The organism is uncultured Bacteroides sp., assembly GCF_910586915.1.
Lineage (GTDB): Bacteria > Bacteroidota > Bacteroidia > Bacteroidales > Bacteroidaceae > Bacteroides.
Genome location: NZ_CAJULN010000018.1, coordinates 17,311 through 41,644 on the forward strand (window position 1 = coordinate 17,311; position 24,334 = coordinate 41,644).

General features: G+C 47.9%; 19 protein-coding genes. 12 read left to right on the top strand and 7 right to left on the bottom strand.

What is annotated here, in order from left to right; translation table 11 throughout:
• Positions 1 to 71 precede the first annotated feature (71 nt).
• Positions 72 to 1,004, top strand: coding sequence for a cysteine synthase A (gene cysK, locus QZ331_RS08280; protein WP_294629459.1), 933 nt, complete (start codon positions 72 to 74; stop codon positions 1,002 to 1,004).
• Positions 1,005 to 1,193: 189 nt separating this feature from the next.
• Positions 1,194 to 2,012: a tetratricopeptide repeat protein gene (locus QZ331_RS08285; RefSeq protein ID WP_294629460.1), complete on the top strand. Its 819-nt coding sequence runs from the start codon at positions 1,194 to 1,196 to the stop codon at positions 2,010 to 2,012.
• Between the two features lie 47 nt (positions 2,013 to 2,059).
• Here the strand turns inward: QZ331_RS08285 and recQ are convergent, their stop codons facing one another.
• Positions 2,060 to 3,868 carry a DNA helicase RecQ gene (gene recQ, locus QZ331_RS08290; protein ID WP_294629461.1) on the bottom strand — a complete coding sequence of 603 codons (1,809 nt, stop codon included), beginning with the start codon at positions 3,866 to 3,868 and terminating at the stop codon, positions 2,060 to 2,062.
• Between the two features lie 269 nt (positions 3,869 to 4,137).
• On the opposite strand from recQ, the gene QZ331_RS08295 reads away from it, so the two are divergent.
• From QZ331_RS08295 to hisS, 8 genes are all read left to right on the top strand, one after another.
• On the top strand, positions 4,138 to 4,602 hold the full coding sequence (locus QZ331_RS08295) for a helix-turn-helix domain-containing protein (RefSeq protein WP_294629462.1): 465 nt from the start codon (positions 4,138 to 4,140) through the stop codon (positions 4,600 to 4,602).
• A gap of 92 nt (positions 4,603 to 4,694) precedes the next feature.
• A complete protein-coding gene (locus QZ331_RS08300; RefSeq protein WP_294629463.1) occupies positions 4,695 to 6,740 on the top strand; it encodes a dihydrofolate reductase in 2,046 nt (681 codons plus the stop codon).
• Between the two features lie 7 nt (positions 6,741 to 6,747).
• Positions 6,748 to 7,407 (top strand): DNA alkylation repair protein, encoded by a 660-nt coding sequence (locus tag QZ331_RS08305; protein ID WP_294629464.1) that lies wholly within the window; start codon positions 6,748 to 6,750, stop codon positions 7,405 to 7,407.
• Positions 7,408 to 7,487: 80 nt separating this feature from the next.
• Positions 7,488 to 7,976, top strand: a complete 489-nt coding sequence (locus tag QZ331_RS08310; RefSeq protein WP_294629490.1) for a transcriptional repressor — start codon at positions 7,488 to 7,490, stop codon at positions 7,974 to 7,976.
• Entirely contained in the window at positions 7,973 to 9,244 is a 1,272-nt protein-coding gene (locus tag QZ331_RS08315; protein ID WP_294629465.1) for an adenylosuccinate synthase, read from the top strand. Before QZ331_RS08310 ends, QZ331_RS08315 begins: the two co-directional genes overlap by 4 nt.
• Before the next feature lie 138 nt (positions 9,245 to 9,382).
• Positions 9,383 to 10,687 (top strand): alpha-L-fucosidase, encoded by a 1,305-nt coding sequence (locus tag QZ331_RS08320; protein ID WP_294629466.1) that lies wholly within the window; start codon positions 9,383 to 9,385, stop codon positions 10,685 to 10,687.
• A 119-nt stretch (positions 10,688 to 10,806) separates the two neighbouring features.
• Positions 10,807 to 11,487: a zinc metallopeptidase gene (locus QZ331_RS08325; RefSeq protein WP_294629467.1), complete on the top strand. Its 681-nt coding sequence runs from the start codon at positions 10,807 to 10,809 to the stop codon at positions 11,485 to 11,487.
• Positions 11,488 to 11,690: 203 nt separating this feature from the next.
• Positions 11,691 to 13,055 (top strand): histidine--tRNA ligase, encoded by a 1,365-nt coding sequence (gene hisS, locus QZ331_RS08330; RefSeq protein WP_294629468.1) that lies wholly within the window; start codon positions 11,691 to 11,693, stop codon positions 13,053 to 13,055.
• Between the two features lie 383 nt (positions 13,056 to 13,438).
• Here the strand turns inward: hisS and QZ331_RS08335 are convergent, their stop codons facing one another.
• The 6 genes from QZ331_RS08335 to QZ331_RS08360 form a co-directional block, all read right to left on the bottom strand.
• On the bottom strand, positions 13,439 to 15,982 hold the full coding sequence (locus tag QZ331_RS08335; protein WP_294629469.1) for a prolyl oligopeptidase family serine peptidase: 2,544 nt from the start codon (positions 15,980 to 15,982) through the stop codon (positions 13,439 to 13,441).
• Positions 15,983 to 16,068: 86 nt separating this feature from the next.
• The gene (gene hydF, locus QZ331_RS08340; protein WP_294629470.1) at positions 16,069 to 17,259 is read right to left on the bottom strand and encodes a [FeFe] hydrogenase H-cluster maturation GTPase HydF; all 1,191 of its coding nucleotides are present in this window, start codon (positions 17,257 to 17,259) and stop codon (positions 16,069 to 16,071) included.
• Positions 17,260 to 17,278: 19 nt separating this feature from the next.
• The gene (gene hydG, locus QZ331_RS08345) at positions 17,279 to 18,700 is read right to left on the bottom strand and encodes a [FeFe] hydrogenase H-cluster radical SAM maturase HydG (protein WP_294629471.1); all 1,422 of its coding nucleotides are present in this window, start codon (positions 18,698 to 18,700) and stop codon (positions 17,279 to 17,281) included.
• Positions 18,697 to 19,767 carry a [FeFe] hydrogenase H-cluster radical SAM maturase HydE gene (hydE, locus tag QZ331_RS08350; RefSeq protein WP_294629472.1) on the bottom strand — a complete coding sequence of 357 codons (1,071 nt, stop codon included), beginning with the start codon at positions 19,765 to 19,767 and terminating at the stop codon, positions 18,697 to 18,699. The genes hydG and hydE overlap by 4 nt, the downstream gene beginning before the upstream one ends.
• Positions 19,748 to 21,217, bottom strand: a complete 1,470-nt coding sequence (locus tag QZ331_RS08355; RefSeq protein WP_294629473.1) for a 4Fe-4S dicluster domain-containing protein — start codon at positions 21,215 to 21,217, stop codon at positions 19,748 to 19,750. Before QZ331_RS08355 ends, hydE begins: the two co-directional genes overlap by 20 nt.
• 51 nt (positions 21,218 to 21,268) lie before the next feature.
• Complete coding sequence (locus QZ331_RS08360; protein WP_294629474.1) at positions 21,269 to 21,727, bottom strand: DUF4998 domain-containing protein; 459 nt, start codon at positions 21,725 to 21,727, stop codon at positions 21,269 to 21,271.
• A gap of 516 nt (positions 21,728 to 22,243) precedes the next feature.
• Here QZ331_RS08360 and QZ331_RS08365 point away from each other — a divergent pair.
• Complete coding sequence (locus tag QZ331_RS08365; protein WP_294629475.1) at positions 22,244 to 22,516, top strand: co-chaperone GroES; 273 nt, start codon at positions 22,244 to 22,246, stop codon at positions 22,514 to 22,516.
• 37 nt (positions 22,517 to 22,553) lie between these two features.
• Positions 22,554 to 24,191 (top strand): chaperonin GroEL, encoded by a 1,638-nt coding sequence (groL, locus tag QZ331_RS08370; protein ID WP_294629476.1) that lies wholly within the window; start codon positions 22,554 to 22,556, stop codon positions 24,189 to 24,191.
• Positions 24,192 to 24,334: the final 143 nt, after the last annotated feature.

Sequence of the window (24,334 nt, forward strand, 5' to 3'; positions counted from 1 at the left end):
TGCATAGTACGAGCCTGTGGCTGTTTGCCGGAAACGAACCAAGTGTATTTTATTGAACTGACGCTGATAAGATGGTAAAGATAGCAAAGAAACTGACTGATTTAGTAGGAAATACTCCGTTGATGGAACTTTCGGGTTACAGCAAGAAGTATGCTCTTGAACAAAACATTATTGCCAAACTGGAATCTTTTAATCCGACAGGAAGTGTGAAGGACAGGGCGGCTCTCTCCATGATTGAAGATGCCGAAGCGCGCGGAATATTGAAGCCGGGCGCCACCGTTATTGAACCGACAAGTGGAAATACAGGGGTGGGATTGGCAATGGTTGCTACGATTAAAGGGTATCATCTGATATTGACCATGCCCGAAACCATGAGTTTGGAACGGCGGAATCTCTTGAAAGCGCTCGGAGCCGAAATTGTACTGACCGACGGTGCAGGCGGGATGGCCGCTTCCATTGCTAAAGCCGAAGAACTGCGCGACGGTATTCCCGGTTCGTTGATTCTGCAACAGTTTGAGAATCCTGCCAATGCTGCTGCGCACGAGCGTACGACGGGTGAGGAGATATGGCGGGATACGGAGGGAGAAGTCGATGTGTTTGTTGCCGGAGTGGGCACGAGCGGAACGGTTTGTGGGGTTGCCCGTGCATTGAAGAAGCACAATCCGAAGATTTATATCGTAGCTGTGGAGCCGGCGGCTTCTCCCGTATTGGAGGGAGGGAAGGCGGCATCGCATCGCATTCAGGGAATCGGGGCAAACTTTATTCCGAAACTGTATGATGCCTCTTTGGTGAATGAAGTGATTGCTGTTCCCGATGAGGAAGCAATTCGTGCGGCGCGTGAGTTGGCGGCAACGGAAGGTTTGTTGGCAGGAATCTCTTCGGGTGCGGCGGTATATGCGGCACGCCGGTTGGCACAGCGTCCGGAATTTAAGGATAAAAAAATAGTAGCGTTGCTGCCCGATACGGGAGAACGTTATTTGTCTACCGGGTTATTTACGGTTTAGTCTTATAATCAGCCTGTTACAGCGCATATATATCCTGCGTCCAGCGCATATAGATGCTGGACACAGGACATATGGATGCTGCGCGTAGGACATATATGCGGTGGATGCAGGATATATATGCACTGTAACTACCTCATATAGAGAGGGAAAATAGCGGATGAACATTTTAAATCATATACCTATATTATTATGGTAAGAATTATTATAGCATTACTCTTTTCTTTTCCGGCAGTTATCTGTGCGCAGAGCTATCGGCAGTTATCTGAAAAAGCAATCGAATGCATCGAGAAGGACAGTCTTCTTCAAGCTGAAGAACTTTTGATTAAGGCTTTGGAGATGGAGCCGAAGAATGCAAGGAATGCGTTGCTTTTTTCGAATCTGGGCTTGGTACAACGTCGGTTGGGAGCGTTCGACAAGGCACTCGAATCTTATTCTTTTGCACTTAATTTTGCTCCGTTGGCAGTCCCCATTCTGCTCGACCGTGCCGCTATTTGCATGGAAATGGGAAAGACGGACAAGGCTTACACAGATTATTGTCTGGTACTCGATGAGGATAAAAACAATAAGGAAGCATTGCTGATGCGTGCTTATATTTACGCGAAGCGTAGGGATTATCCCGCCGCCCGGATAGATTACAACCGTTTGCTGGAGATTGATTCCCAAAGTTATAGCGGTCGGCTCGGACTGGCTACTTTGGAGCAGAAAGAAGGAAAGTTTCGCGAAGCTCTTGAGATTCTGAACAAGATGATTGTGGAAAGGCCTGATGACGCGACGCTTTATATCGCCCGTGCCGATGTGGAACGGGAGATGAAGCACGACGATTTGGCATTGGTCGATTTGGACGAGGCTGTCCGCCTGGATGCATCCTCGGTAGATGCGTATCTGTTGCGCGGAAATATCTATTTGGCTCAAAAGAAAAAAGTATTGGCAAAAGCGGATTTTGAAAAAGCGATATCTTTGGGCGTACCGCCTGCCGATTTGCGCGAACTGCTATGGCAGTGCAAATAACGCCACGACTTTTCATACTTGCCGATGATTCCTTCGAAGACAAGCAGCTATTCCACAAATTGCCGAATCAGGTTGACAAAATCCTTCCCGTATTTCCTTTTTTTGTGTTCGCCGATACCACTGATTTCGCCGAACTCTTCGATGGTTGTCGGGCGGGAGATGCTGAGTAAATGCAGCACTTTGTCCGACAACACGATGTAGGCGGGCAGTGCTTCCTGGTCGGCAAGTTGTTTGCGCAATCCGCGCAGTGCTTCGAAGAGGTCGCTGCTTTCGCCGCTTGCCGTGCCGAAGGGGAGTTCTTTGGCGATAACCGTTTTTTTCTTTTTCCCTTTTTGCGAAGTTTTTTCCTCGTGGCGGATGACTACCAATGTTGCTTGCGTCCTTCCGAAGAGAACATCGCTTCCGCTGGATGTTATTTTGAGATGGTTGTTCTCATTATAAGCAATTTCAAAATAACCGAGTTGAAGCATTTGCAACAGGTAGTCCTGCCAGTCGCGGGGAGAAATATCACGTCCGGCGCCAAAAGTTTTAAGTTTCTGGTAGTCTTTCCCTGTCACTTCGGCCGAATAATTTCCCCGAAGTATGTCAATCAATACGCTTGTTCCTATCTGTTGTTCTGCACGTGCGATGGCACTTAACGCTTTTTGTACAATGATTGTGCCGTCAAACCGTTGCGGGGGATTTTTGCAGACATCACAATTGCCGCAGTCTTCCGTGGTTGTTTCCCCGAAATAACTCAGCAGGATTCTTCGCCGGCAGATGTCGGCTTCCGCATACTGCTGCATACGTTGTAGCTTTTCAATATTGATGCTCTGCTGGTTGCTTTCCGTGGCAAACTTGGTCAGCAGTATCAAATCTCCCAACGAATAAAACAATACGGTGTCGCTCGGCAGACCGTCGCGTCCGGCACGCCCTATTTCCTGATAAAAACTTTCGATGCTTTTGGGCAGATTGTAGTGGATTACCCAACGGACATTCGATTTGTCTATGCCCATGCCGAAAGCAATCGTGGCACATACTACCTGAATCCGGTCGTTGATAAAATCGTCTTGTGTTTCGTCTCTTTGCTGCGTAGACAATCCGGCGTGATAGACCCCGCAACGGATTCCTTGTTTCTGCAACATCTGTGCTACCGTTTCCGTTTTGTTGCGGCTCATGCAGTAGATAATTCCGCTTGTTCCTTTATGTCGGTGGATAAATTCTACAATCGCCTTGTTCTTCTCTTTGGTTTGGAATCCCCGTTTTACTGTCAGGCTGATGTTGGGGCGGTCGAAAGAGGAGATGAAAGTGCGGGGTTCGACAAGGTGGAGTTGCCGGATAATGTCTTCTCGGGTTATTTTATCGGCAGTGGCGGTCAGGGCAACAATCGGTATGTGTGGAAATTGCCGGTGGAGTACTCCCATTTGAGTGTACTCCGGGCGGAAATCATGTCCCCATTGCGAAATACAATGGGCTTCATCAATAGCGAACAGAGAAATATGCATATCTCGCAACAGGTAGTCTTTTTCCGCCAACAGTTTCTCCGGTGAAATGTAAAGCAACTTCAAACGCCCTTCGATGCAGGCACGGCGCAGATTGGCGTTTTCTGTCTCGTCATTGCTGCTGTTCAGTGCTCCGGCGGCAATTCCGTTTGCCAATAATGCTTCCACCTGGTCTTTCATTAATGAAATCAACGGAGATACCACGACAGCCGTACCTTCGCTGAGTAGAGCGGGGAGTTGGTAACAGATGGATTTCCCTCCGCCAGTGGGCATTAGCACCAATGCATCTTTCTTATGCAGGACGTGGCGGATGATATCTTCTTGCAAAGGACGGAAACTATCGTATCCGAAATATTTTTTTAGAGTTTCTCTCATGAACGCTTTTTTTAACTTGCTGCAAAGGTACGTTTTTCTTTGACAATCTCCATCATGTACGGATTTCAGTTTCCGAGATGAAATATAAAAAGGTTAAAGTTTCTTATTATTCAACCTCATTCCTTCTTTTTCAAGGTTTTTGATTGTTTTACTGATAAAAAAATGCACAAAAAGATTGTGTGTTTAAAAAAAAAGTAAGACTTTTGTAACATACTATGTTGCAAAGATGTGATAATTAACAAGTGAACAAACCCTAACCAGTTAATTCAATGAGTGATTTAGAGAACAAAAAAGCGGAAGAAACTCCGAAAAAACGTCCCTACAATTTGAGGGAAAAGAAAGAAAAGAAAGCTGCATACAGATCGTTGATCAGACCGGAATTGGCAGACGAGTTGTATGACAAGATTCTGAATATCATCGTTGTTCAGAAGAAGTATAAGGACCCTGACTATTCGGCGAAAGACTTGGCGAAAGAACTTAAAACAAATACCCGTTACCTTTCTGCCGTAGTCAACTCGCGTTTCGGTATGAATTACTCTTGCCTGTTGAATGAATACAGAGTGAAGGATGCTTTGCATTTATTGACGGATAAGCGTTATGCCGACAAAAATGTGGAAGAAATTAGCGCTATGGTTGGCTTTGCAAATCGTCAATCTTTTTACGCAGCATTTTACAAGAACGTAGGTGAAACTCCTAACGGATATCGTAAAAGACAATTGGAAAACAAAAAGTAATCGAATTTCAGAATAAATCAAAAGGAATTACCTCTAAATGGAACTTTGGAGATAATTCCTTTTATTGTTTTTAATTAATCGACACTGACATTATGAATAAACATTTTATTTCAATGGCCTTAGCTGCCACGATTTTAACGTCGTGCGGCGGAACCAAAACAACAACTGCCGAGGCAGAAAAATTTAATTATACAGTGGAACAATTTGCAGACTTACAGATTTTGCGTTATAGAGTCCCCGGATTTGAGGAACTGACGCTCAAACAGAAAGAACTGATTTATTATCTGACAGAGGCCGCGCTGGAAGGAAGAGATATCCTCTTCGACCAGAATGGAAAATACAATTTGAGAATCCGGCGGATGCTTGAAGCAGTATATACGAACTATCAGGGAGATAAGACGATCCCGGATTTCAAGAACATGGAAGTGTACTTGAAGCGGGTGTGGTTCTCCAATGGTATTCATCATCATTATGGTTCGGAGAAATTTGTGCCCGGCTTTTCACAGGATTTCTTAAAGCAGGCTGTGCTTGGACTTGATGCGGAGTTACTTCCGTTGGCCGAAGGACAGACTGCCGGACAGCTTTGCGACGAGCTTTTCCCGGTAATCTTTGACCCGACTGTCATGCCGAAACGAGTGAATCAGGCAGACGGTGAGGATCTTGTACTGACTTCCGCATCCAATTATTACGACGGAGTGACGCAGCAGGAAGCCGAAAGTTTCTATAATGCAATGAAAGACCCGAAAGATGAAACTCCGGTTTCGTATGGTTTGAACAGCCGTTTGGTCAAAGAAAACGGCAAGTTGCAGGAAAAGGCCTGGAAAGTAGGCGGACTCTATACGCAAGCTATCGAGAAAATCGTTTATTGGTTGAAGAAAGCAGAAGGCGTAGCGGAGAATGATGCGCAGAAAGCGGTTATCGCGAAACTGATTCAATTCTATGAAACCGGTAGTTTGAAGGATTTTGATGAATACGCCATCCTTTGGGTAAAAGACCTCGATTCGCGAATCGACTTTGTGAATGGATTTACGGAAAGTTATGGCGACCCGTTGGGTATGAAGGCAAGCTGGGAGTCATTGGTGAACTTCAAAGATATAGAGTCTACACATCGCACGGAGATTATTAGCAGCAATGCACAGTGGTTTGAAGACCATTCTCCGGTAGACAAAGCCTTCAAGAAAGACGAAGTGAAGGGGGTATCGGCTAAAGTAATTACTGCTGCCATTCTTGCAGGCGACCTTTATCCTGCCACTGCTATCGGTATTAATCTGCCGAATGCAAACTGGATTCGTGCCAATCACGGTTCCAAATCGGTGACTATCGGTAATATTACAGATGCTTATAACAAAGCCGCTCACGGAAACGGATTCAACGAAGAATTTGTTTACAGCGATGCGGAAAGACAATTGATAGATGCTTACAGCGACCTCACGGACGACTTGCACACTGACTTGCACGAATGTTTGGGACACGGTTCCGGCAAGTTACTTCCCGGCGTAGACCCCGATGCATTGAAGGCTTACGGTTCTACGATTGAAGAAGCACGTGCCGACTTGTTCGGTTTGTATTACGTGGCCGACCCGAAGTTGGTGGAACTGAAACTTCTCTCTTCTCCCGAAGCATACAAGGCGCAGTTCTACACTTATCTGATGAATGGTCTGATGACGCAGTTGGTACGTATCGAACCGGGAAACACTGTGGAAGAAGCCCATATGCGTAACCGCCAGTTGATTGCTCGTTGGGTATATGAAAAAGGGGCGGCCGATAAAGTGGTGGAATTAGTGAAGAAAGACGGAAAGACCTATGTTGTCATCAATGACTATCAGAAAGTCCGTGAACTGTTCGGCGAGTTGTTAGCAGAAATTCAGCGTATCAAATCGACTGGCGATTTTGAAGCCGCCCGTTCGTTGGTAGAGAACTATGCGGTAAAAGTGGACCCGACTTTGCACGCTGAAATATTGGAGCGTTACAAAAAATTGAACTTGGCTCCATACAAAGGCTTTGTGAATCCGAAATATGAACCGGTAACAGACGAAAAGGGAAACATTACCGATGTCACGGTATCTTATGACGAAGGTTATGTGGAACAAATGTTGCGTTACAGCAAGGATTATTCTCCGCTTCCTTCCGTAAACTAATCTGAAAATGGATATTAAAGAACAAATCAGAAATATCAAAACACAGCTCCGTCTCTCAATGAACGGGGCTGTGTCTCAAAGTATGCGTGAGAAAGGGCTGGTGTACAAACTCAATTTCGGAGTGGAACTACCCCGCATCAAAATGATTGCCGAAAACTGCGAAAAGAATCACGACTTGGCGCAAGCCTTATGGAAAGAAGATATTCGCGAATGCAAGATTCTGGCAGGTATGCTTCAACCGATTGCGACTTTCTATCCCGAAATTGCGGACATTTGGGTGGAAGACATCCGGAACATCGAAATCGCGGAGTTGACTTGTATGAACCTTTTCCAATATCTGCCGTATGCTCCCGCCAAGTCTTTTCATTGGATTGCCGACGAGCGTGAATATGTGCAGACTTGTGGCTTTCTCACTGCTGCCCGGCTTCTGACGAAGAGGGGAGATATGACCGAACGTGCTTCCTGCGAACTGCTTGACCAAGCTATGTGTAACGTTCATTCCGAGAGTTATCATGTACGAAATGCAGCTTTGTTGGTGATTCGCAAATATATGCAGCATAGTGAAGAGCACGCTTTCCAAGTGTGTCGCATGGTGGAAGGAATGGCCGATTCTGCCGTAGAAGCCGAACAGATGCTTTATAATATGGTGAAGGCGGAGACTGAATGACCGCTCTAATAAATATCAAAGAAATCCTTTTGCGTTCCGCAAAAAAGGCTTAACTTTGTTCGCGCTAATTTTGGCTGATGATGGAAACTCAAAACGTGAAAGATACAGTAAGGCAGATATTCACGGAATATCTCACAGCGAACGGGCATCGTAAGACTCCTGAACGCTATGCCATACTCGATACAATCTACTCTATCGACGGCCATTTTGACATAGATATGCTCTATTCGCGGATGATGGACCAAGAGAATTTCCGGGTGAGCCGGGCCACTCTTTACAATACTATTATCCTTCTTATCAATGCACGCTTAGTTATCAAGCACCAGTTCGGAACCTCCTCCCAATACGAAAAATCATACAACCGCGAGACACATCATCATCAGATATGTACGCAGTGCGGTAAAGTGACCGAGTTCCAGAACGAGGACTTGCAGTCTGCCATTGGAAATACGAAATTAAGTCGGTTTCAACTTTCGCATTATTCCTTATATATATATGGAATATGCAGCAAGTGCGACAGAGCCAACAAAAGGAAGAAAGTTAATAACAACAATAAAAGAGAAAAATGAAAGTAGATGTTCTTTTAGGATTACAATGGGGCGACGAAGGAAAAGGAAAAGTAGTCGACGTTTTAACACCTAAGTACGATGTGGTTGCCCGTTTCCAGGGCGGCCCGAATGCCGGTCATACACTTGAGTTCGAAGGACAGAAGTATGTGCTTCGTTCCATTCCTTCCGGTATTTTTCAGGGAAACAAGGTAAACATCATCGGTAATGGTGTGGTACTTGACCCGGCACTGTTCAAAGCAGAAGCTGAGGCACTTGAAGCATCAGGTCATCCGTTGAAAGAACGTTTGCACATTTCCAAGAAAGCCCATCTTATTCTTCCGACACATCGCATTCTCGATGCAGCCTACGAAGCGGCGAAGGGGGATGCTAAGGTAGGAACTACCGGCAAAGGTATCGGCCCTACTTATACGGATAAGGTTAGCCGTACGGGTGTGCGTGTGGGTGATATCCTGCAAAACTTTGAACAGAAATATGCTGCTGCGAAGGCGCGCCACGAACAAATCCTGAAAAGTATGAATTATGAGTACGATTTGACGGAGATGGAAAAGGCTTGGCTGGAAGGTATCGAATATCTGAAACAATTCCATTTCGTAGACAGCGAGCATGAAGTGAACAACCTGTTGAAAGACGGCAAGAGCGTTCTTTGCGAAGGTGCTCAGGGTACTATGCTTGACATTGACTTCGGTTCGTATCCGTTCGTAACCTCTTCCAATACGGTTTGTGCAGGTGCTTGCACCGGTTTGGGAGTAGCCCCCAATCGTATCGGTGATGTATATGGTATCTTCAAGGCCTATTGTACACGTGTGGGTGCAGGTCCGTTCCCTACGGAATTGTTTGATGAGACAGGCGATAAGATGTGTACATTGGGACACGAGTTCGGGTCGGTGACAGGACGTAAACGTCGTTGCGGATGGATTGACCTGGTAGCGTTGAAGTATTCCGTGATGATAAACGGGGTTACCAAACTGATTATGATGAAGAGCGATGTGCTCGATACATTCGATACCATCAAAGCCTGTGTGGCTTATAAAGTGAATGGTGAGGAAATCGATTACTTCCCCTACGATATCACCGACGGCGTGGAAGTTGTGTATGCCGAACTTCCGGGTTGGAAAACAGATATGACAAAGATGCAGAGCGAAGATGAATTCCCCGAAGAGTTCAACGCTTATCTGACTTTCCTGGAAGAACAGCTTGGTGTAGAAATCAAGATTGTATCTGTAGGACCGGATAGAGCACAGACTATCGAACGTTATACTGAAGAGTAATATTTGAGATTAGGCACGGATTACGCGGGTTTACTTTTGAAAAGCCCCTGTGATTCGTGCCTGATATCTTGCATTTCAGAGATGGAATGGAAGATATATTTTCTTAACCTTTTTCAAACCAATAAATAGCTGAACGTTATGAAAACACGTTTTATCACCTTTCTTCTGTTGCTTTCACTGAGTTTCGGAGTCATTGCACAGTCTCCTTATCATCCTACCGAAGAGAATTTGAAAGCACGTCAGGAATTTCAAGACAACAAATTTGGTATTTTCCTTCATTGGGGATTGTACGCCATGCTTGCTACCGGCGAGTGGACGATGACAAACAACAATCTGAACTATAAAGAATATGAAAAACTGGCAGGAGGTTTCTATCCTTCCAAGTTTGATGCAGACAAATGGGTATCGGCCATCAAGGCTTCGGGAGCGAAATATATCTGTTTCACTACCCGTCATCACGAAGGTTTTTCCATGTTCGATACCAAATACTCGGACTATAATGTAGTCAAAGCTACCCCTTTCAAGCGTGATATTGTGAAAGAATTGGCAGAGGCGTGTGCCAAACACGGCATCAAGCTCCACTTCTATTATTCGCATATCGATTGGGGACGCGAAGATGCTCCCTGGGGACGTACGGGACGAGGAACAGGACGCCCCAATCCCGCTGGCGACTGGAAAAGCTACTACCAATTCATGAACAACCAGTTGACAGAACTTCTCACCAATTACGGTCCGGTAGGTGCTATCTGGTTTGACGGCTGGTGGGATCAGGACCAGAATCCCGACTTCGACTGGGAATTGCCCGAACAATACGCACTTATCCACAAACTGCAACCCGGCTGCCTGGTGGGCAACAACCATCACCAAGTACCTTTTGCGGGAGAAGACATTCAGATTTTCGAACGCGACCTGCCCGGTGAAAATTCGGCAGGACTTTCGGGACAGGATATAAGCCAACTGCCGTTGGAGACGTGCGAAACGATGAATGGAATGTGGGGATACAAGATTACCGACCAAAACTATAAGTCGACGAAAACACTGATTCATTATCTGGTGAAGGCAGCCGGTAAGAATGCCAATCTGCTGATGAACATCGGCCCTCAGCCCGACGGCGAACTTCCTGCGGTGGCGGTAGCACGCTTGGCGGAAGTGGGAGAGTGGATGAAACAGTACGGTGAAACCATCTATGGAACGCGTGGCGGTGCAGTCGCTCCGCACGATTGGGGAGTGACAACACAGAAAGGAAACAAACTTTATGTGCATATCCTCGATTTGAAAGACAAAGCATTGTTCTTGCCTTTGACAGATAAGAAAGTAAAGAAAGCGGTGCTGTTCAAAGACCAGTCTCCGGTTCGTTTCATAAAGACGAAAACAGGCGTTGTGCTGGAGTTTGCCGATGTGCCGAAAGACATTGACTATGTAGTAGAACTTACTATTGACTAATTTTTAGCTAATTCTTCCTAAAAGCGAGGGGAAACTATCCGGACATTGGTAGTTTCCCCTTACTTTTGGCAAACTATTTGTTTATATAGATACAAGTAATAATTAAAACGAAAAAATATATGATGTCTTATTGGGTATTATTTATTGGAATTGCCGTGGTAAGTTGGCTGGTACAGATGAATTTGCAGAACAAGTTCAAGAAGTATTCCAAGATTCCTACCGGAAACGGCATGACAGGACGTGACGTAGCTTTGAAGATGTTGCATGACAATGGAATTTATGATGTACAGGTGACACATACTCCCGGGCAATTGACCGACCACTACAATCCCACTAACAAAACAGTGAATCTGAGTGAAGGAGTCTATGAAAGCAACAGCATCATGGCGGCCGCCGTTGCAGCCCACGAATGCGGACACGCTGTGCAGCACGCTCGTATGTATGCACCGTTGAAAATGCGTAGCGCACTGGTTCCCGTTGTGAACTTTGCGTCATCAATCATGTCGTGGGTATTGTTGGGAGGTATTTTGCTGGTAGAAAGTTTCCCCGAATTGCTATTGGCGGGTATTATCCTGTTTGCCACCACCACGTTGTTCAGCTTTATCACGCTGCCTGTCGAAATAGATGCAAGCAAGCGTGCGCTTGTTTGGCTGAGTGCGTCGGGCATTACCAATTCCTACAACCATTCGCAAGCTGAAGATGCGTTGCGTTCGGCTGCCTACACCTATGTGGTAGCTGCGTTGAGCTCATTGGCTACACTGGTTTACTACATCATGATTTACATGAACAGAAGAGACTGAGAATAGCAGTACGAAAAGCTGCAAAAGATATAACATTTTTTCTGTTTTCTCCCGATGAGGGTGAGACTGCCGTACGCGGACTGAATCAGTTTCATTCTTGTCGGGATTCTTGTTTTCCTTCCAAAAGAGATATTATTTTTGTTTTTTTCTTCAATAAAATACCGTAACTTTGCAGCCTTATTTTGAATATAATTGATTGAAATATGGCAGCAAAACCAAGTATTCCTAAAGGAACTCGTGACTTTTCGCCGGTAGAGATGGCGAAGCGTAATTATATATTCAATACCATTCGCGACGTCTATCATTTATATGGTTTCCAGCAGATAGAGACCCCGTCGATGGAGATGCTTTCTACGCTGATGGGAAAGTACGGCGACGAGGGAGACAAGCTACTCTTCAAGATTCAGAACTCAGGAGATTACTTTTCGGGTATCACCGACGAAGAGTTGTTGAGCCGCAATGCAGCGAAGTTGGCAAGCAAATTTTGCGAGAAAGGATTGCGTTATGACCTTACAGTGCCCTTTGCCCGCTATGTGGTGATGCACCGCGATGAAATAACCTTCCCGTTCAAACGCTATCAGATTCAGCCGGTGTGGCGTGCCGACCGTCCTCAGAAGGGACGCTACCGCGAATTTTATCAGTGCGATGCCGATGTGGTAGGCAGCGATTCATTGCTGAACGAAGTGGAACTGATGCAGATTGTCGACACCATATTCAGCCGTTTCAATATCCGCGTATGTATTAAAATCAACAACCGTAAGATTCTTTCCGGTATTGCGGAGATTATCGGCGAGGCCGACAAGATTGTCGACATCACGGTAGCGATAGACAAACTGGATAAAATAGGGCTCGACAATGTAAATGCCGAATTGAAGTCGAAAGGTATCAGTGACGAGGCTATTGCTAAGTTGCAGCCGATTATCCTTCTTAGCGGCACGAATGCCGAGAAGCTACTGACTTTGAAAGAGGTGCTTTCGGCCAGTGAAGTAGGGCTGAAGGGAGTGGAAGAAAGCGAATTCATCCTGACTACGTTAGAAACAATGGGACTGAAGAATGAAATTGAGCTCGACCTGACTTTGGCTCGCGGGCTGAACTATTATACAGGCGCTATTTTTGAAGTGAAGGCGCTGGACGTACAAATCGGCAGTATCACAGGCGGCGGCCGTTACGACAACCTGACCGGTGTATTTGGTATGTCAGGCGTTTCGGGTGTCGGTATCTCTTTCGGGGCCGACCGTATCTTCGACGTATTGAACCAGCTCGACCTTTATCCGAAAGAGGCTGTCAACGGAACCGAACTCCTGTTTATTAACTTCGGCGCGAAGGAAGCCGCTTTCTCTATGAGTGTTCTCACTAAAGTACGCGCGGCCGGTATCCGTGCGGAGATTTTCCCGGATGCTGCCAAGATGAAGAAACAGATGAGTTATGCCAATGCGAAGAACATTCCGTTTGTGGCTATTGTCGGCGAAAACGAGATGAACGAAGGAAAGGTGATGTTGAAGAATATGGAGACGGGAGAACAGAACCTTGTTTCGGCAGAGGAGTTGATTGCTGCTGTGAAGAAGTAAAAGAGACTGTCGGCTCTTAAAAGCTGCCCCTAAAAGTTGGACTGAAAACTTTTAGGGGCAGTTTTTTTTAGGGCACTCTCTTCTCAAACTATATGTTATTATTCGCAAGATCAAGGTTTGAAACCAAAGTTTCTATTGCTTGAAACCATAGTTTCCATACGGATGGAACTATCGTTTCTTCTTGTTGAAACTGTAGTTTCATATGGGTTGAAACTTTAGTTTCATTCAGAGGAAACGAAATTGAAACTCTATAGAACTGGTGCGAATCAGCAGATGAGCCATACCCATACAAGTTAGGCACGAATCACACAGATTCACGGTTTTATAAAAAGCACCGTGAATTTGCGTGATTCGTGCCTAATGGTATGGGTAAGAGATATAGCTTACAGGTGACGTTCCGGATACAGCTCGTTCCACCATTCCGGACGGTCTTGCAGCCAGCGTGCAAACCAGGCCATGATGGAGTTGTGCCATTTGATGCGTTTGTCGTAGTCGGAGATGAAATGGTTCTCACCGTCTACCGTGATGAACTCAACAGTCTTGCCCAATAACTTCAAAGCATTGAAAATCTGGATACTCTCTCCGATGGGCACATTCGTGTCTACCGTACCGTGCAGCAACAATAGCGGCGTATTAATCTTGTCGGCGTTGAACAGAGAACCCTGCTTGGTGAACAGTTCCGGGTTCTTCCAGGGATAGCTGTCGGCAGCCGCAACCGAGTTGTACGAATATCCCCAGTAACCCTCGCCCCAGTAGCTTGTCACGTCGCTGATACCGGCGTGAGATACTGCAGCGGCGAAAATGTCAGTCCGGGTTTGCAGGTATTGAGTCATGAAACCGCCGTAAGAAGCACCGATACATCCTATTTTCTTAGCATCGACAAACGAGTGTTCTTTGCAGAACTGCTTCGTTCCTTCGATAATATCGTCCGCCGTACGCTTTCCCCATGCATTGACGTGGCGCGCAGAAAACTCCTGGCCGAAGCCGATAGTGCCACTCGGCTGAATGACATATACCACATAGTCGCGTGATGCGAACAGTTGGGCGCAATAAGGATTGCTGATACCCCGGGTGGTAGGCGTAGTGCCGCCGTAGTAGTAAACGATTAGTGGGTACTTCTTGTCGGGGTCGAAGTCGGGGGGAAGACACATCTTTCCGGTGATGACTGTACCGTCCGAAGCTGTAAAGTTCCACGGTTCTGTTTTTCCCAACTCTATTTTGTCCAATATCGGTTTCATCGGGTCGGCAAGCAGACGCGAAGTCTTTTTCTTGGTGTCGTAGAGGTAGGCCGCTCCGGAGTTGTGGTCCGTTTGTCCGATGTAGGCGGCGAGGCCTGGGTTGTATTCCGACAAGCTGAAATGGCTCACTACATCGACTTCAAGGTCCAGCTTTTCAAAGCTGCCGCTTTTCGGAGAGTAGCGGTAGATGTGCTTGCAATCGCCGTCGTCCGTATTGAAATAGATGCATCCGTCGCCACGGTTCCATTGCAAGGGGCTGACGGTGGGGTTGAACTCTTTCGTTATCGGTTGTATGTTGCGCGTAGCCAAATCCATGATGAAGGCTTGCGTATCGAAATCGTTGGCAATGGGGTGAGTGCCGCAGTTCTTGCCGATACCGCCGAATGCTTCGGGGCTTGCGGTGAGCAACAGTTGCTTTCCGTCGGGCGAATAGCTGGCGCCGCCCAAGAACCTTTCGTTGTGGAAAAGAGTATCTACCTTCAGTGTCTCCAAGTCTACCAGATAGAGAGAAGAGAGGGAGAAAGGACGCTGGGTGATGTTCTCTTTGGAGGTGCTGTACACCATATATTTTCCGTCGGGCGAGATATCTTGCAGGTAGGTGCTGTGGTTGCCGTAAGTCAGCCGTTCGGATGCTCCGCTGGCGATGTCGTACTTGGCAAGGAAACTGCGTCCGCGTGTATTGGGAATGCGGTCTGCCGGACTTACAATGCGGCGGAGGGGACCATGTTCTGCCACGCCTTCTTCACGCGGATAATAAATCAGGAAGTCCTCGTTGGGCGACCAGGTGAAGCCTTGTTCGGGGATTCCTTGCAGAACCACCTCTTCGCGGAGCGTGGCGGGGTCGAGTGCGATGACATCGTTTCCGTTCAGCGCAGGAACGGTGTAATACAACTTGTCGCTTTTCGGCATCCATTGCATACCTTCTCTTGCGTTGCTCAAAAGCACTTTACCGGTTTTCAGGTCGCTCAGTACGCAATACGTGCGCGAACGTTGGGCAGAGTGATTGTTCCAGTAACGCGTCAGTAGATACTTTCCACTGGGAGAGATGGCAACGGAGATGGTCCGGTTGCCGTACACCGTATTGTCGAGCGAGAAGCGTTGCTTGGCATCGGGAGTCAGTGTGCAGGCAATCTCTTTGAACGGAGCGTTCTTGATAAGTTCGCACTTCAGGGTAGGAGCTGCTTTGTCTTCCGTGGCAGAGAGCAGTTTGAAGGTGATTTCGTAGTCGCGTTCCGGTTCCATGCTGATGGCTATCTCGCGTGAGGAAGCGGACGTGATGCTGTCTTCGGCTACCTCTTTGGTCTGCCGGGATACTCCGTCGATGAAGAGTTCCCAACGGACGGGCGAGGTCACTTTCAGCTTTCCTTTCAGGAAACGTTCGGCACGTATGTTGGTTTTGAACACGTAGATTTTGTGGTTGGTTTCTGCTTTTTGCAGACTCAGAAAACCTGCCGTGTCGGCGGTCAGCGCTTGCATGGGCGCTTCCGGAAGGTTCAGCATCACCGGAGTTTTGAGCAGCATCTTGGTGGAGTGCTTTTCTCCTTTGGGGTTGATACTGTCGTTCATGATGGGCGTACGCACGTCGATAGCATTTCTCACTTGAAACTGCGTCAGTCGCTCTTGTGCCTGTGCTTGAAAAGCAAGCCCGGTCGCCAGTAAAATGGGGATGACCATTCTTTTCTTTTTCATGTGTTTTAAATGGATAAAGAGTTAATAAAATGTTTCGACAAATGTAAGGAATATGTTATTTGCATACAACTAAATAACTTGCTTTTTTAATATTCGATTCGCTCGAGTATCCCGGTGAGATAGGCAATGGCCACTCCGTAGTTGGTCATGGGGACGTGTTGTTTCCGTGCGCGTTCAATGCGGCTGAGCACATACTTGCGGTTGAACATACACGCTCCGCAATGAATGACCAGGGAATAGGGAGTCAAATCCTGCGGGAAATCCGTTCCGCTCACCATGTCAATCTGTAGCTTCCCGCCGATTCGCTTTCGCAGCAGGCGCGGCAGTTTCACGCGTCCGATATCTTCGGAGAGGGGTGCATGGGTGCACGCTTCCGCTATCAGCACACGCGACGACTCCGTGAGGCTTTCGATGGCGGCGGCATTTTCTACATAATACTGGATGTCTCCCTTGTACCCTGCAAAGAGGACGGAGAAAGAGGTAAGTTTGCTCTCTTCCGGTTTCTGCTCGCAGACGGTTTTGAATACTTGCGAATCGGTGATGATTAACTTCGGCGGACGGGCAAGGGCTTGCAGGGTTTCCGTCAGTTTGTCGGTCGTGCAAGTCATCACAAGACACTTCTTGTCCAACAGTTCGCGGATAGTCTGTACTTGCGGCAGGATAAGTCTGCCTTTCGGTGCCTGGATATCCTGTGGCACGACCAATAGCACGAGGTCGCCTTCACCGGCAAGTTGCCCGGTGATGCTCTGTGCGCCGAAGTCCGAAGGGAGGTTTTCGAGAATGGCTTGCCGTATTTCTTCCATACCCGTTCCCGCTTGGGCACTGACAAGCAATGGACGCCGGTTGTATTGCCGTTCGATGCGGTTGGCAAGGCGTTCGGTATCCGGGCGGATGTCAATCTTATTCAGTATAGGGATGATGGGGATGGCTTTCTCTTTCAGCAGTCTCCACAACTCGTTCTCGCAGGCGGAGGAATCCCCCTCGCAGAGCAGTAGGGCGATGTCGGTCTTTTCAATCGCTTTCTGCGTCCGGGCGATACGCATCTCGCCCAATTCTCCTTCGTCGTCGAATCCTGGAGTATCCGTGAAAAGGCAAGCCCCGAGGCCGTGGATTTCCATTGCTTTTGACACAAGGTCGGTTGTTGTGCCGGGCGTATCCGAGACGATGGCGGTATCCTGCCCGGTCAGTACGTTGATAAGAGAAGACTTGCCGCTGTTTCGTTTGCCGAAGAGGGCAATGTGAAGCCGGTTGGCGTTGGGAGTATCTGTCAAGCTCATGGTTGTCGGCTGTTAGTCGTTAAAATCTGAAGTCTCTTTTACCTTCGGCAATGGCTTTCAGGTTTCGCACGGCTATTTCTCTGATTTGGGGGTTGGGGATTCGTTGCGTTTCATCAAGAATAAGCCTTAGTCCCTTTCGGCGTGTATCTTCCGAAGCGTAATCTTCCAAGTACTCTTTCAGCGTCATCAGTGCGTTCGGTGCGCAGCAATTGGCTATCTGGCCGGATTTCACGAGCGACATAAAGCGGTCACCCGTCCGCCCTTCGCGATAACAAGCCGTGCAGAAACTGGGGATGTATCCGAGTTCGAGCAGCCAGTTGACTACTTCGTCGAGTGTCCGCGTGTCGCTTACATCAAACTGGGCGGAGTTGTTTTCGGGCAATTCGCTTTCGGCATATCCGCCCACACTGGTGCGCGAACCGCCACTGATTTGCGAAATCCCTAATTCGAGCACCTTTTTGCGGGACTCCTGCGACTCGCGTGTGGAGATAATCATTCCCGTATAGGGAACCGCAATGCGGATGACGGCTACAATCTTGCTGAATATCTCGTCCGAAATGGCGTTCGGGAAGTCGCCCGCGTCAATGTCGTCGGCCGAGCAGATGCGCGGCACGCTGATGGTATGCGGTCCTACGCCGAACCGGGCTTCCAGATGTTCGGCGTGCATCAGCAAGCCTGTAAAATCGTACCGGTACGTGTTCAATCCGAACAGCACGCCTATTCCTACATCGTCGATTCCTCCTTCCATCGCACGGTCCATCGCTTCGGTGTGATAAGCGTAATCGCTTTTCGGCCCGGTGGGGTGGAGGGCTTCGTAGTTTTCCTTGTGGTAAGTTTCCTGAAACAAGATATAGGTTCCGATACCCGCCTCTTTCAGACGGCGGTAGTTCTCTACGGTAGTGGCGGCGATGTTGACGTTCACCCGCCTTATCGCACCGTTCTTATGCTTGATGCTGTAAATAGTACGGATAGATTCGAGAATATACTCTATCGGGTTCAGCGACGGATGCTCTCCGGCTTCAAGGGCGAGACGTTTGTGTCCCATGTCCTGCAGGGCAATCACTTCCCGCCGTATCTCTTCCTGTGTCAGCTTCTTGCGTGTAATCGTCTTGTTCTTGGCATGATACGGACAGTATATGCAGCTGTTCACGCAATAGTTCGACAGGTAAAGCGGGGCGAACATAACGATGCGGTTGCCGTAAAATTTCTGTTTGATTTCTTTGGCAAGACGGAAGATATGCTCTGTCAGGTCGGGTTGGTTGCATTCCAGCAGGACGGCTGCTTCACGGTGGGTCAGTCCTTTGCACAAGGCAGCTTTCTCAATAAGTTGTTCAATCAGTGCGCGGTTGTCCTTGTTGCGTTGCGCGTATTCCAGTGTATCGAGAATCTCTCCGTGATGGATAAACTCTTCCGCTTTGGGCGAATCTGCTTGGTATATCATATCTGTTCTTTGTTTTTGTTCCGTGGTGCATTGCATTTGAAGTCTCCTCTTTCTGTGGAAATCTCGTAGCCGATTGCCTTCAACTGCTTTTGCAGCAAGGCTAATCCTTCGGCAGATTCCGCTCCGAGCGAGGCTTTGTCATTGTATAATTCATATTTCTTCCGTTCTTCGCGGGGCGACAGGTTGGGCATTACCACGTTTGCCCCTGCCAATATTCCCCGTTCCCTGCCGTCGGGAGCGAGCGTGGCAAGTGCCGTTGTTGCCGGAATCAATGCGGACGGGTGCATCAGGCGGAAGATAGACAGCAGGAGAAGTGTCTGTTCCACCGTTCCGCCGGGGTATCCGGCAAAGGGAGTGTCGTGGTGGGGTAGGAAAGGACCGAGGCCAATCATTTCCGGGCGGAGCTGTTCGATGAAACGGATGTCCTCGATGATGTGTTCCACAGTTTGTCCGGGGCTGCCGACCATGATTCCTGTTCCCGTCTGATAACCGATGTCTTTTAAATCCCGCAAGCATTGCAGACGTTGTTTGCTGGACATTTCTGCCGGATGCAGTTGTTTGTAGTGCAGTTCGTTGCGGGTTTCGTGGCGAAGCAGATAGCGGTTGGCGCCTGCCTGGAAGAAACGTTCGTATGCTTCGCGCGGTTTTTCGCCGAGCGACAGTGTGATGGCACAATCCGGATAACTCTGCCTGATGGCAGCGACCGTTTTTTCTATCCGGTCGTCTGTCAGGGCAGGGTCTTCTCCGCCTTGCAGCACGAAAGTGCGGAATCCCCGTTCGTAACCTTGCTTGCAGCACTCTAAGATATTCTCTTCGGTGAGCCGGTAACGTTCGATGTGCGGGTTGCCCTTTCGGATGCCGCAGTAAAGACAGTTATTCCGGCAATAGTTGCTGATTTCAATCAGCCCGCGGATATAAATCCTGTTGCCGAAATGGAGCAGGCTGACTTCCCGCGCCTGTTCGTTGATGTACCGCAGCGTTTCCGCATCGCATCCGGTCAACAGTTGCCGGAACTCTTCCTGCCGGAGTGTTCTTTCCTGTCGGAGTTTATTTATCCATTGTTTCATAGCTCTCTTTGCGTTTGAGAAGCTCTTGCGCCAACTGGCGGCGTCCTGAAACAATGTCGTTGTGCGTACTTGGTCCGGTGATGCATCCGCCTTCGCAAGCCATCACTTCGATAAATTGTCCGGCGGCTTTTCCTGTCTTGGCGCAAGCGCGCAGCAGGGCAATGTTTTTCTTATTGATATCCGACACCTGTATCGCATGAATCTTTTCTGCTTCCTCTTTCAGATAAGCCTTTACTGCTCCCATCACGCCGCCTGCCTGGGCAAAGCCGTGTGCTTCGCGCACGGAAGTATGTAGAATGGAGAACTCCTGCACTTGCTCCAATTGGATATCCAACCCGTCGAGGATGGAGCCTACTTCTTCAAATGTCAGAATATAATCCACAGCTTCATCGCGGCGCACCTCTTTACGCTTGCCCACGCAAGGGCCTACGAATACAATCTTTGCATCGGGATGCTTCTCTTTGGCAATCCGTGCCGTATAATACATCGGCGAGCCGGTGGTAGATACATAAGGTTTCATTCCCGGGATGTGTTTCTCTACCAGTTCTATGTAGGAAGGGCAGCAGGAAGTAGTCATGAAAGATTGTCCCTCTTCCAGTTTCTCCAACAGTTCGTGAGCTTCGTGGCTGGTGGTAGCCATCGCGCCTTCGGCCACTTCAATCACATCGGCAAATCCTATTTCTTTAAAAGCACCGTACACTTGTCCGATGGAAGTGTTGAACTGTCCGAGGATGGACGGGGCGATGATGGCAACCATCTTTTCGCCTTTCCGGATGTGTTGCAGCACATCGAACGTTTGTGAAATCTCGAAGATAGCGCCGAACGGGCAAGCATTCATGCATTTACCGCAATAGATACATTTGCTTTCGTCGATATGTTCGATACCGTGTTCGTCTTTGCTGATAGCTTTTACCGGACAAGCCTCCTCGCAGGGCACGGGGATATATACGATAGCATGGTAAGGGCAGCTTTTGTGGCAGATGCCGCAACTGATACACGTGTCGTGGTCAATCATTGCCTGCCCGTTTTTCTTGAAGCGTATCGCTCCTTTGGGGCAGTTCATGTAGCAACTGCGTGCCACGCATCCCCGGCAGAGGTTTGTTATCTCGTAGTTGATTTGCACACAAGACGAACACGCTTCGTCTATGACGCACATAATATTTTCTTTGTTCGGCTCGGAACGGTTGAGTGCCATACGTGCATAATCGGAAAGCGGAGTCACTTCGTCATGCTCATCGGTCATATCCAGTCCCATCAGTGGAAAAGTCTTGTATCGCCACACTGCCCGTTCCTTGTGTACGCAGCATCGCCCTATCGGCTTCGATTTTCGTGGGCTTAGCTCAATCGGCAGCCGGTCTATCTGTTCTACTAACTGGTCGTTTTTCCAAAGTCTGACAAGGTCAGCCAGCAATTTGTGCCGGACAATCATAATATTATTTGTAAATGCCATATTGTAATAAAGGGGTTGTTAGTTAGCTGGTGCAAAGATACGAACAGATTTTCAATAAAAAGCCGCCGGAGAATCAAATTTATTCACATAAATCCGATTCTCCAGCGGTGTTTGTTGCCGTTTCCTGCGAAGCGCTGTAATGTTGGTAGCTATTACTCTTTTCTTGTAAGTCAATGTGGTTTCGGTGCAACCGTCTACCGGACTCCAAAGGATGGTCACTCCATTCAAGTCCGCCGCCATTGAGTTGATGCTTTGTGCAGACAGTCCCGCCTGATAATTGGAACCATACACTTCGCCGGCAATGTTTCTTGCCAATGACTCTTTGCCGGTGTCGCTTCTCGTTATCATGTTGAAGATGTATTTTCCTTCCGGCAGGTTTATGATGGTAGACAATGGTTCTTTCACGTTCCGGTTCTCCGGCACGGGTACTACCACGTCTTCTTCACAACCGTTCCACGTAATCACGCAAGAACTGATGCGTGGGTCGGCGTTCAGGAACCTATTTATCATTCCATAAGACGAACCATTAAGTTCCGGCAGAACTTAATAAAGCATCTTCAAGTTCGCGTAATCTTTCTCTCCAACAGCTTTCATCGTAAAAACAGGTCGCACCAAGCAGTAGACCCAGCAGTGTCATGCGCAGGAAATTGCAGTGTCTTGCGTAGGAAACAGTCGTGTCCTGCGTAGGAAACGGCCGTATCCTGCATAGGAAACGAGCGTATCAAGCAATGGTCAAGCCACGCTCAACGGGAATTGTGCAGAACTGCTGGTTGTCAGTTTTACCGCAACTTCCTTCATCTATATAATTATATTATGTTCGCGCGTACATATTATATAAAGACAAATAGGAACACCATATGCATTTCGCCGACAGCCGGCAAAGACGGTTCAGTCATTTTGTCAGTACGTCTGTCAGTCTCTCTCTGCCAAAGACGCTTTGGCACACTTTTCGCTGAATATTCAGTGTCCCGCTTAAAAAAGGCGGGAGTATACGAACAAATGTATAATTAAAATATAAAAGTAACTATGAATATTCAACCGTTAGCAGACAGAGTGCTTATCCTCCCTGCACCTGCAGAAGAAAAAACAATTGGTGGTATCATCATCCCCGATACAGCAAAAGAAAAACCTTTGAAAGGTGAAGTAGTGGCAGTAGGTCACGGTACGAAAGACGAAGAAATGGTATTGAAAGTAGGCGATACAGTTCTCTATGGCAAATACGCCGGAACAGAACTCGACGTGGAAGGAACTAAATACCTCATCATGCGTCAGAGCGACGTTCTCGCTGTTTTGGGTTAATCGGACAATAGTAAAATTTTAAATAGTAAATAAAGAAATGGCAAAAGAAATATTATTCAATATCGACGCCCGCGACCAGTTGAAGAAAGGTGTCGACGCTTTGGCAAATGCAGTAAAAGTAACGCTCGGCCCGAAAGGACGCAACGTCATCATCGAAAAGAAATTCGGCGCTCCGCACATTACAAAAGACGGTGTGACGGTAGCCAAAGAAATCGAGTTGGCAGATGCTTATCAGAATACCGGTGCACAGTTGGTGAAAGAAGTAGCCTCCAAGACAGGTGACGATGCCGGCGACGGTACAACCACTGCAACCGTACTCGCACAGGCTATCGTAGCCGAAGGCTTGAAGAACGTTACCGCAGGCGCCAGCCCGATGGACATCAAACGCGGTATCGACAAAGCGGTAGCCAAAGTAGTGGAATCCATCCAATCGCAAGCTGAGACAGTAGGCGACAACTATGACAAGATTGAACAGGTTGCCACCATCTCTGCCAACAACGACCCTGTAATCGGTAAACTCATTGCCGACGCCATGCGCAAAGTATCCAAAGACGGTGTCATCACCATCGAAGAGGCAAAAGGAACCGACACAACCATCGGCGTGGTAGAAGGTATGCAGTTCGACCGTGGATATCTGTCGGCTTACTTCGTGACAAACACCGAAAAGATGGAATGCGAGATGGAGAAACCCTACATCCTCATCTACGACAAGAAGATTTCCAATCTGAAAGATTTCCTGCCTATCCTCGAACCGGCTGTACAGACAGGACGTCCTCTCCTGGTAATCGCAGAAGATGTAGATAGCGAAGCACTCACTACGTTGGTAGTCAACCGTCTGCGCTCTCAGTTGAAGATTTGTGCCGTGAAGGCTCCGGGCTTCGGCGACCGTCGCAAAGAAATGCTCGAAGACATCGCTACCCTGACAGGCGGTGTTGTAATCAGCGAAGAGAAAGGACTGAAACTGGAACAAGCTACCATCGAAATGCTGGGTACTGCCGACAAAGTGACAGTTTCCAAAGACAATACAACCATCGTAAACGGCGCAGGCAACAAGGATAGCATCAAAGAACGCTGCGAGCAAATCAAGGCTCAGATTGTTGCAACCAAGTCCGACTACGACCGCGAGAAATTGCAGGAACGTCTGGCTAAACTCTCGGGTGGCGTAGCTGTTCTTTACGTAGGCGCTGCTTCCGAAGTGGAAATGAAAGAGAAGAAAGACCGCGTAGACGATGCATTGCGTGCAACTCGTGCTGCTATCGAAGAGGGTATTATCCCGGGCGGCGGCGTGGCTTACATCCGCGCTATCGACGCCATCGAAGCAATGAAGGGCGATAACGCAGACGAGACAACCGGTGTGGATATCATCAAACGTGCCATCGAAGAGCCCCTTCGCCAGATTGTAGCCAACGCAGGCAAAGAGGGTGCGGTAGTTGTTCAGAAAGTACGCGAAGGCAAAGGTGACTTCGGTTACAATGCACGTCTCGACGTTTACGAGAATCTGCACGCCGCCGGTGTGGTAGACCCTGCCAAAGTGGCTCGCGTAGCTTTGGAAAACGCAGCTTCCATCGCCGGTATGTTCCTCACAACCGAATGTGTAATCGTAGAAAAGAAAGAAGACAAACCCGAAATGCCGATGGGCGCTCCCGGAATGGGAGGTATGGGCGGAATGATGTAATTCCGGTTCTTCTTTGAATGAATAGATGAAAGTCGCTTCCGGCACTCCCGGAAGCGACTTTTTTGGTATTAACTCCTCCGAAACTTAAAAGATTCTATTTTGTTTGTTATCTTTGCATATCACCTGTATTGTGAAAATGGAAC

What these genes read in the sequence shown, in the direction of transcription:
- cysK (WP_294629459.1), top strand. Translation starts at nt 72, where the DNA reads ATGGTAAAGATAGCAAAGAAACTGACTGATTTAGTAGGAAATACTCCG.
- QZ331_RS08285 (WP_294629460.1), top strand. Translation starts at nt 1,194, where the DNA reads ATGGTAAGAATTATTATAGCATTACTCTTTTCTTTTCCGGCAGTTATC.
- recQ (WP_294629461.1), bottom strand. Translation starts at nt 3,868, where the DNA reads ATGAGAGAAACTCTAAAAAAATATTTCGGATACGATAGTTTCCGTCCT.
- QZ331_RS08295 (WP_294629462.1), top strand. Translation starts at nt 4,138, where the DNA reads ATGAGTGATTTAGAGAACAAAAAAGCGGAAGAAACTCCGAAAAAACGT.
- QZ331_RS08300 (WP_294629463.1), top strand. Translation starts at nt 4,695, where the DNA reads ATGAATAAACATTTTATTTCAATGGCCTTAGCTGCCACGATTTTAACG.
- QZ331_RS08305 (WP_294629464.1), top strand. Translation starts at nt 6,748, where the DNA reads ATGGATATTAAAGAACAAATCAGAAATATCAAAACACAGCTCCGTCTC.
- QZ331_RS08310 (WP_294629490.1), top strand. Translation starts at nt 7,488, where the DNA reads ATGGAAACTCAAAACGTGAAAGATACAGTAAGGCAGATATTCACGGAA.
- QZ331_RS08315 (WP_294629465.1), top strand. Translation starts at nt 7,973, where the DNA reads ATGAAAGTAGATGTTCTTTTAGGATTACAATGGGGCGACGAAGGAAAA.
- QZ331_RS08320 (WP_294629466.1), top strand. Translation starts at nt 9,383, where the DNA reads ATGAAAACACGTTTTATCACCTTTCTTCTGTTGCTTTCACTGAGTTTC.
- QZ331_RS08325 (WP_294629467.1), top strand. Translation starts at nt 10,807, where the DNA reads ATGATGTCTTATTGGGTATTATTTATTGGAATTGCCGTGGTAAGTTGG.
- hisS (WP_294629468.1), top strand. Translation starts at nt 11,691, where the DNA reads ATGGCAGCAAAACCAAGTATTCCTAAAGGAACTCGTGACTTTTCGCCG.
- QZ331_RS08335 (WP_294629469.1), bottom strand. Translation starts at nt 15,982, where the DNA reads ATGAAAAAGAAAAGAATGGTCATCCCCATTTTACTGGCGACCGGGCTT.
- hydF (WP_294629470.1), bottom strand. Translation starts at nt 17,259, where the DNA reads ATGAGCTTGACAGATACTCCCAACGCCAACCGGCTTCACATTGCCCTC.
- hydG (WP_294629471.1), bottom strand. Translation starts at nt 18,700, where the DNA reads ATGATATACCAAGCAGATTCGCCCAAAGCGGAAGAGTTTATCCATCAC.
- hydE (WP_294629472.1), bottom strand. Translation starts at nt 19,767, where the DNA reads ATGAAACAATGGATAAATAAACTCCGACAGGAAAGAACACTCCGGCAG.
- QZ331_RS08355 (WP_294629473.1), bottom strand. Translation starts at nt 21,217, where the DNA reads ATGGCATTTACAAATAATATTATGATTGTCCGGCACAAATTGCTGGCT.
- QZ331_RS08360 (WP_294629474.1), bottom strand. Translation starts at nt 21,727, where the DNA reads ATGATAAATAGGTTCCTGAACGCCGACCCACGCATCAGTTCTTGCGTG.
- QZ331_RS08365 (WP_294629475.1), top strand. Translation starts at nt 22,244, where the DNA reads ATGAATATTCAACCGTTAGCAGACAGAGTGCTTATCCTCCCTGCACCT.
- groL (WP_294629476.1), top strand. Translation starts at nt 22,554, where the DNA reads ATGGCAAAAGAAATATTATTCAATATCGACGCCCGCGACCAGTTGAAG.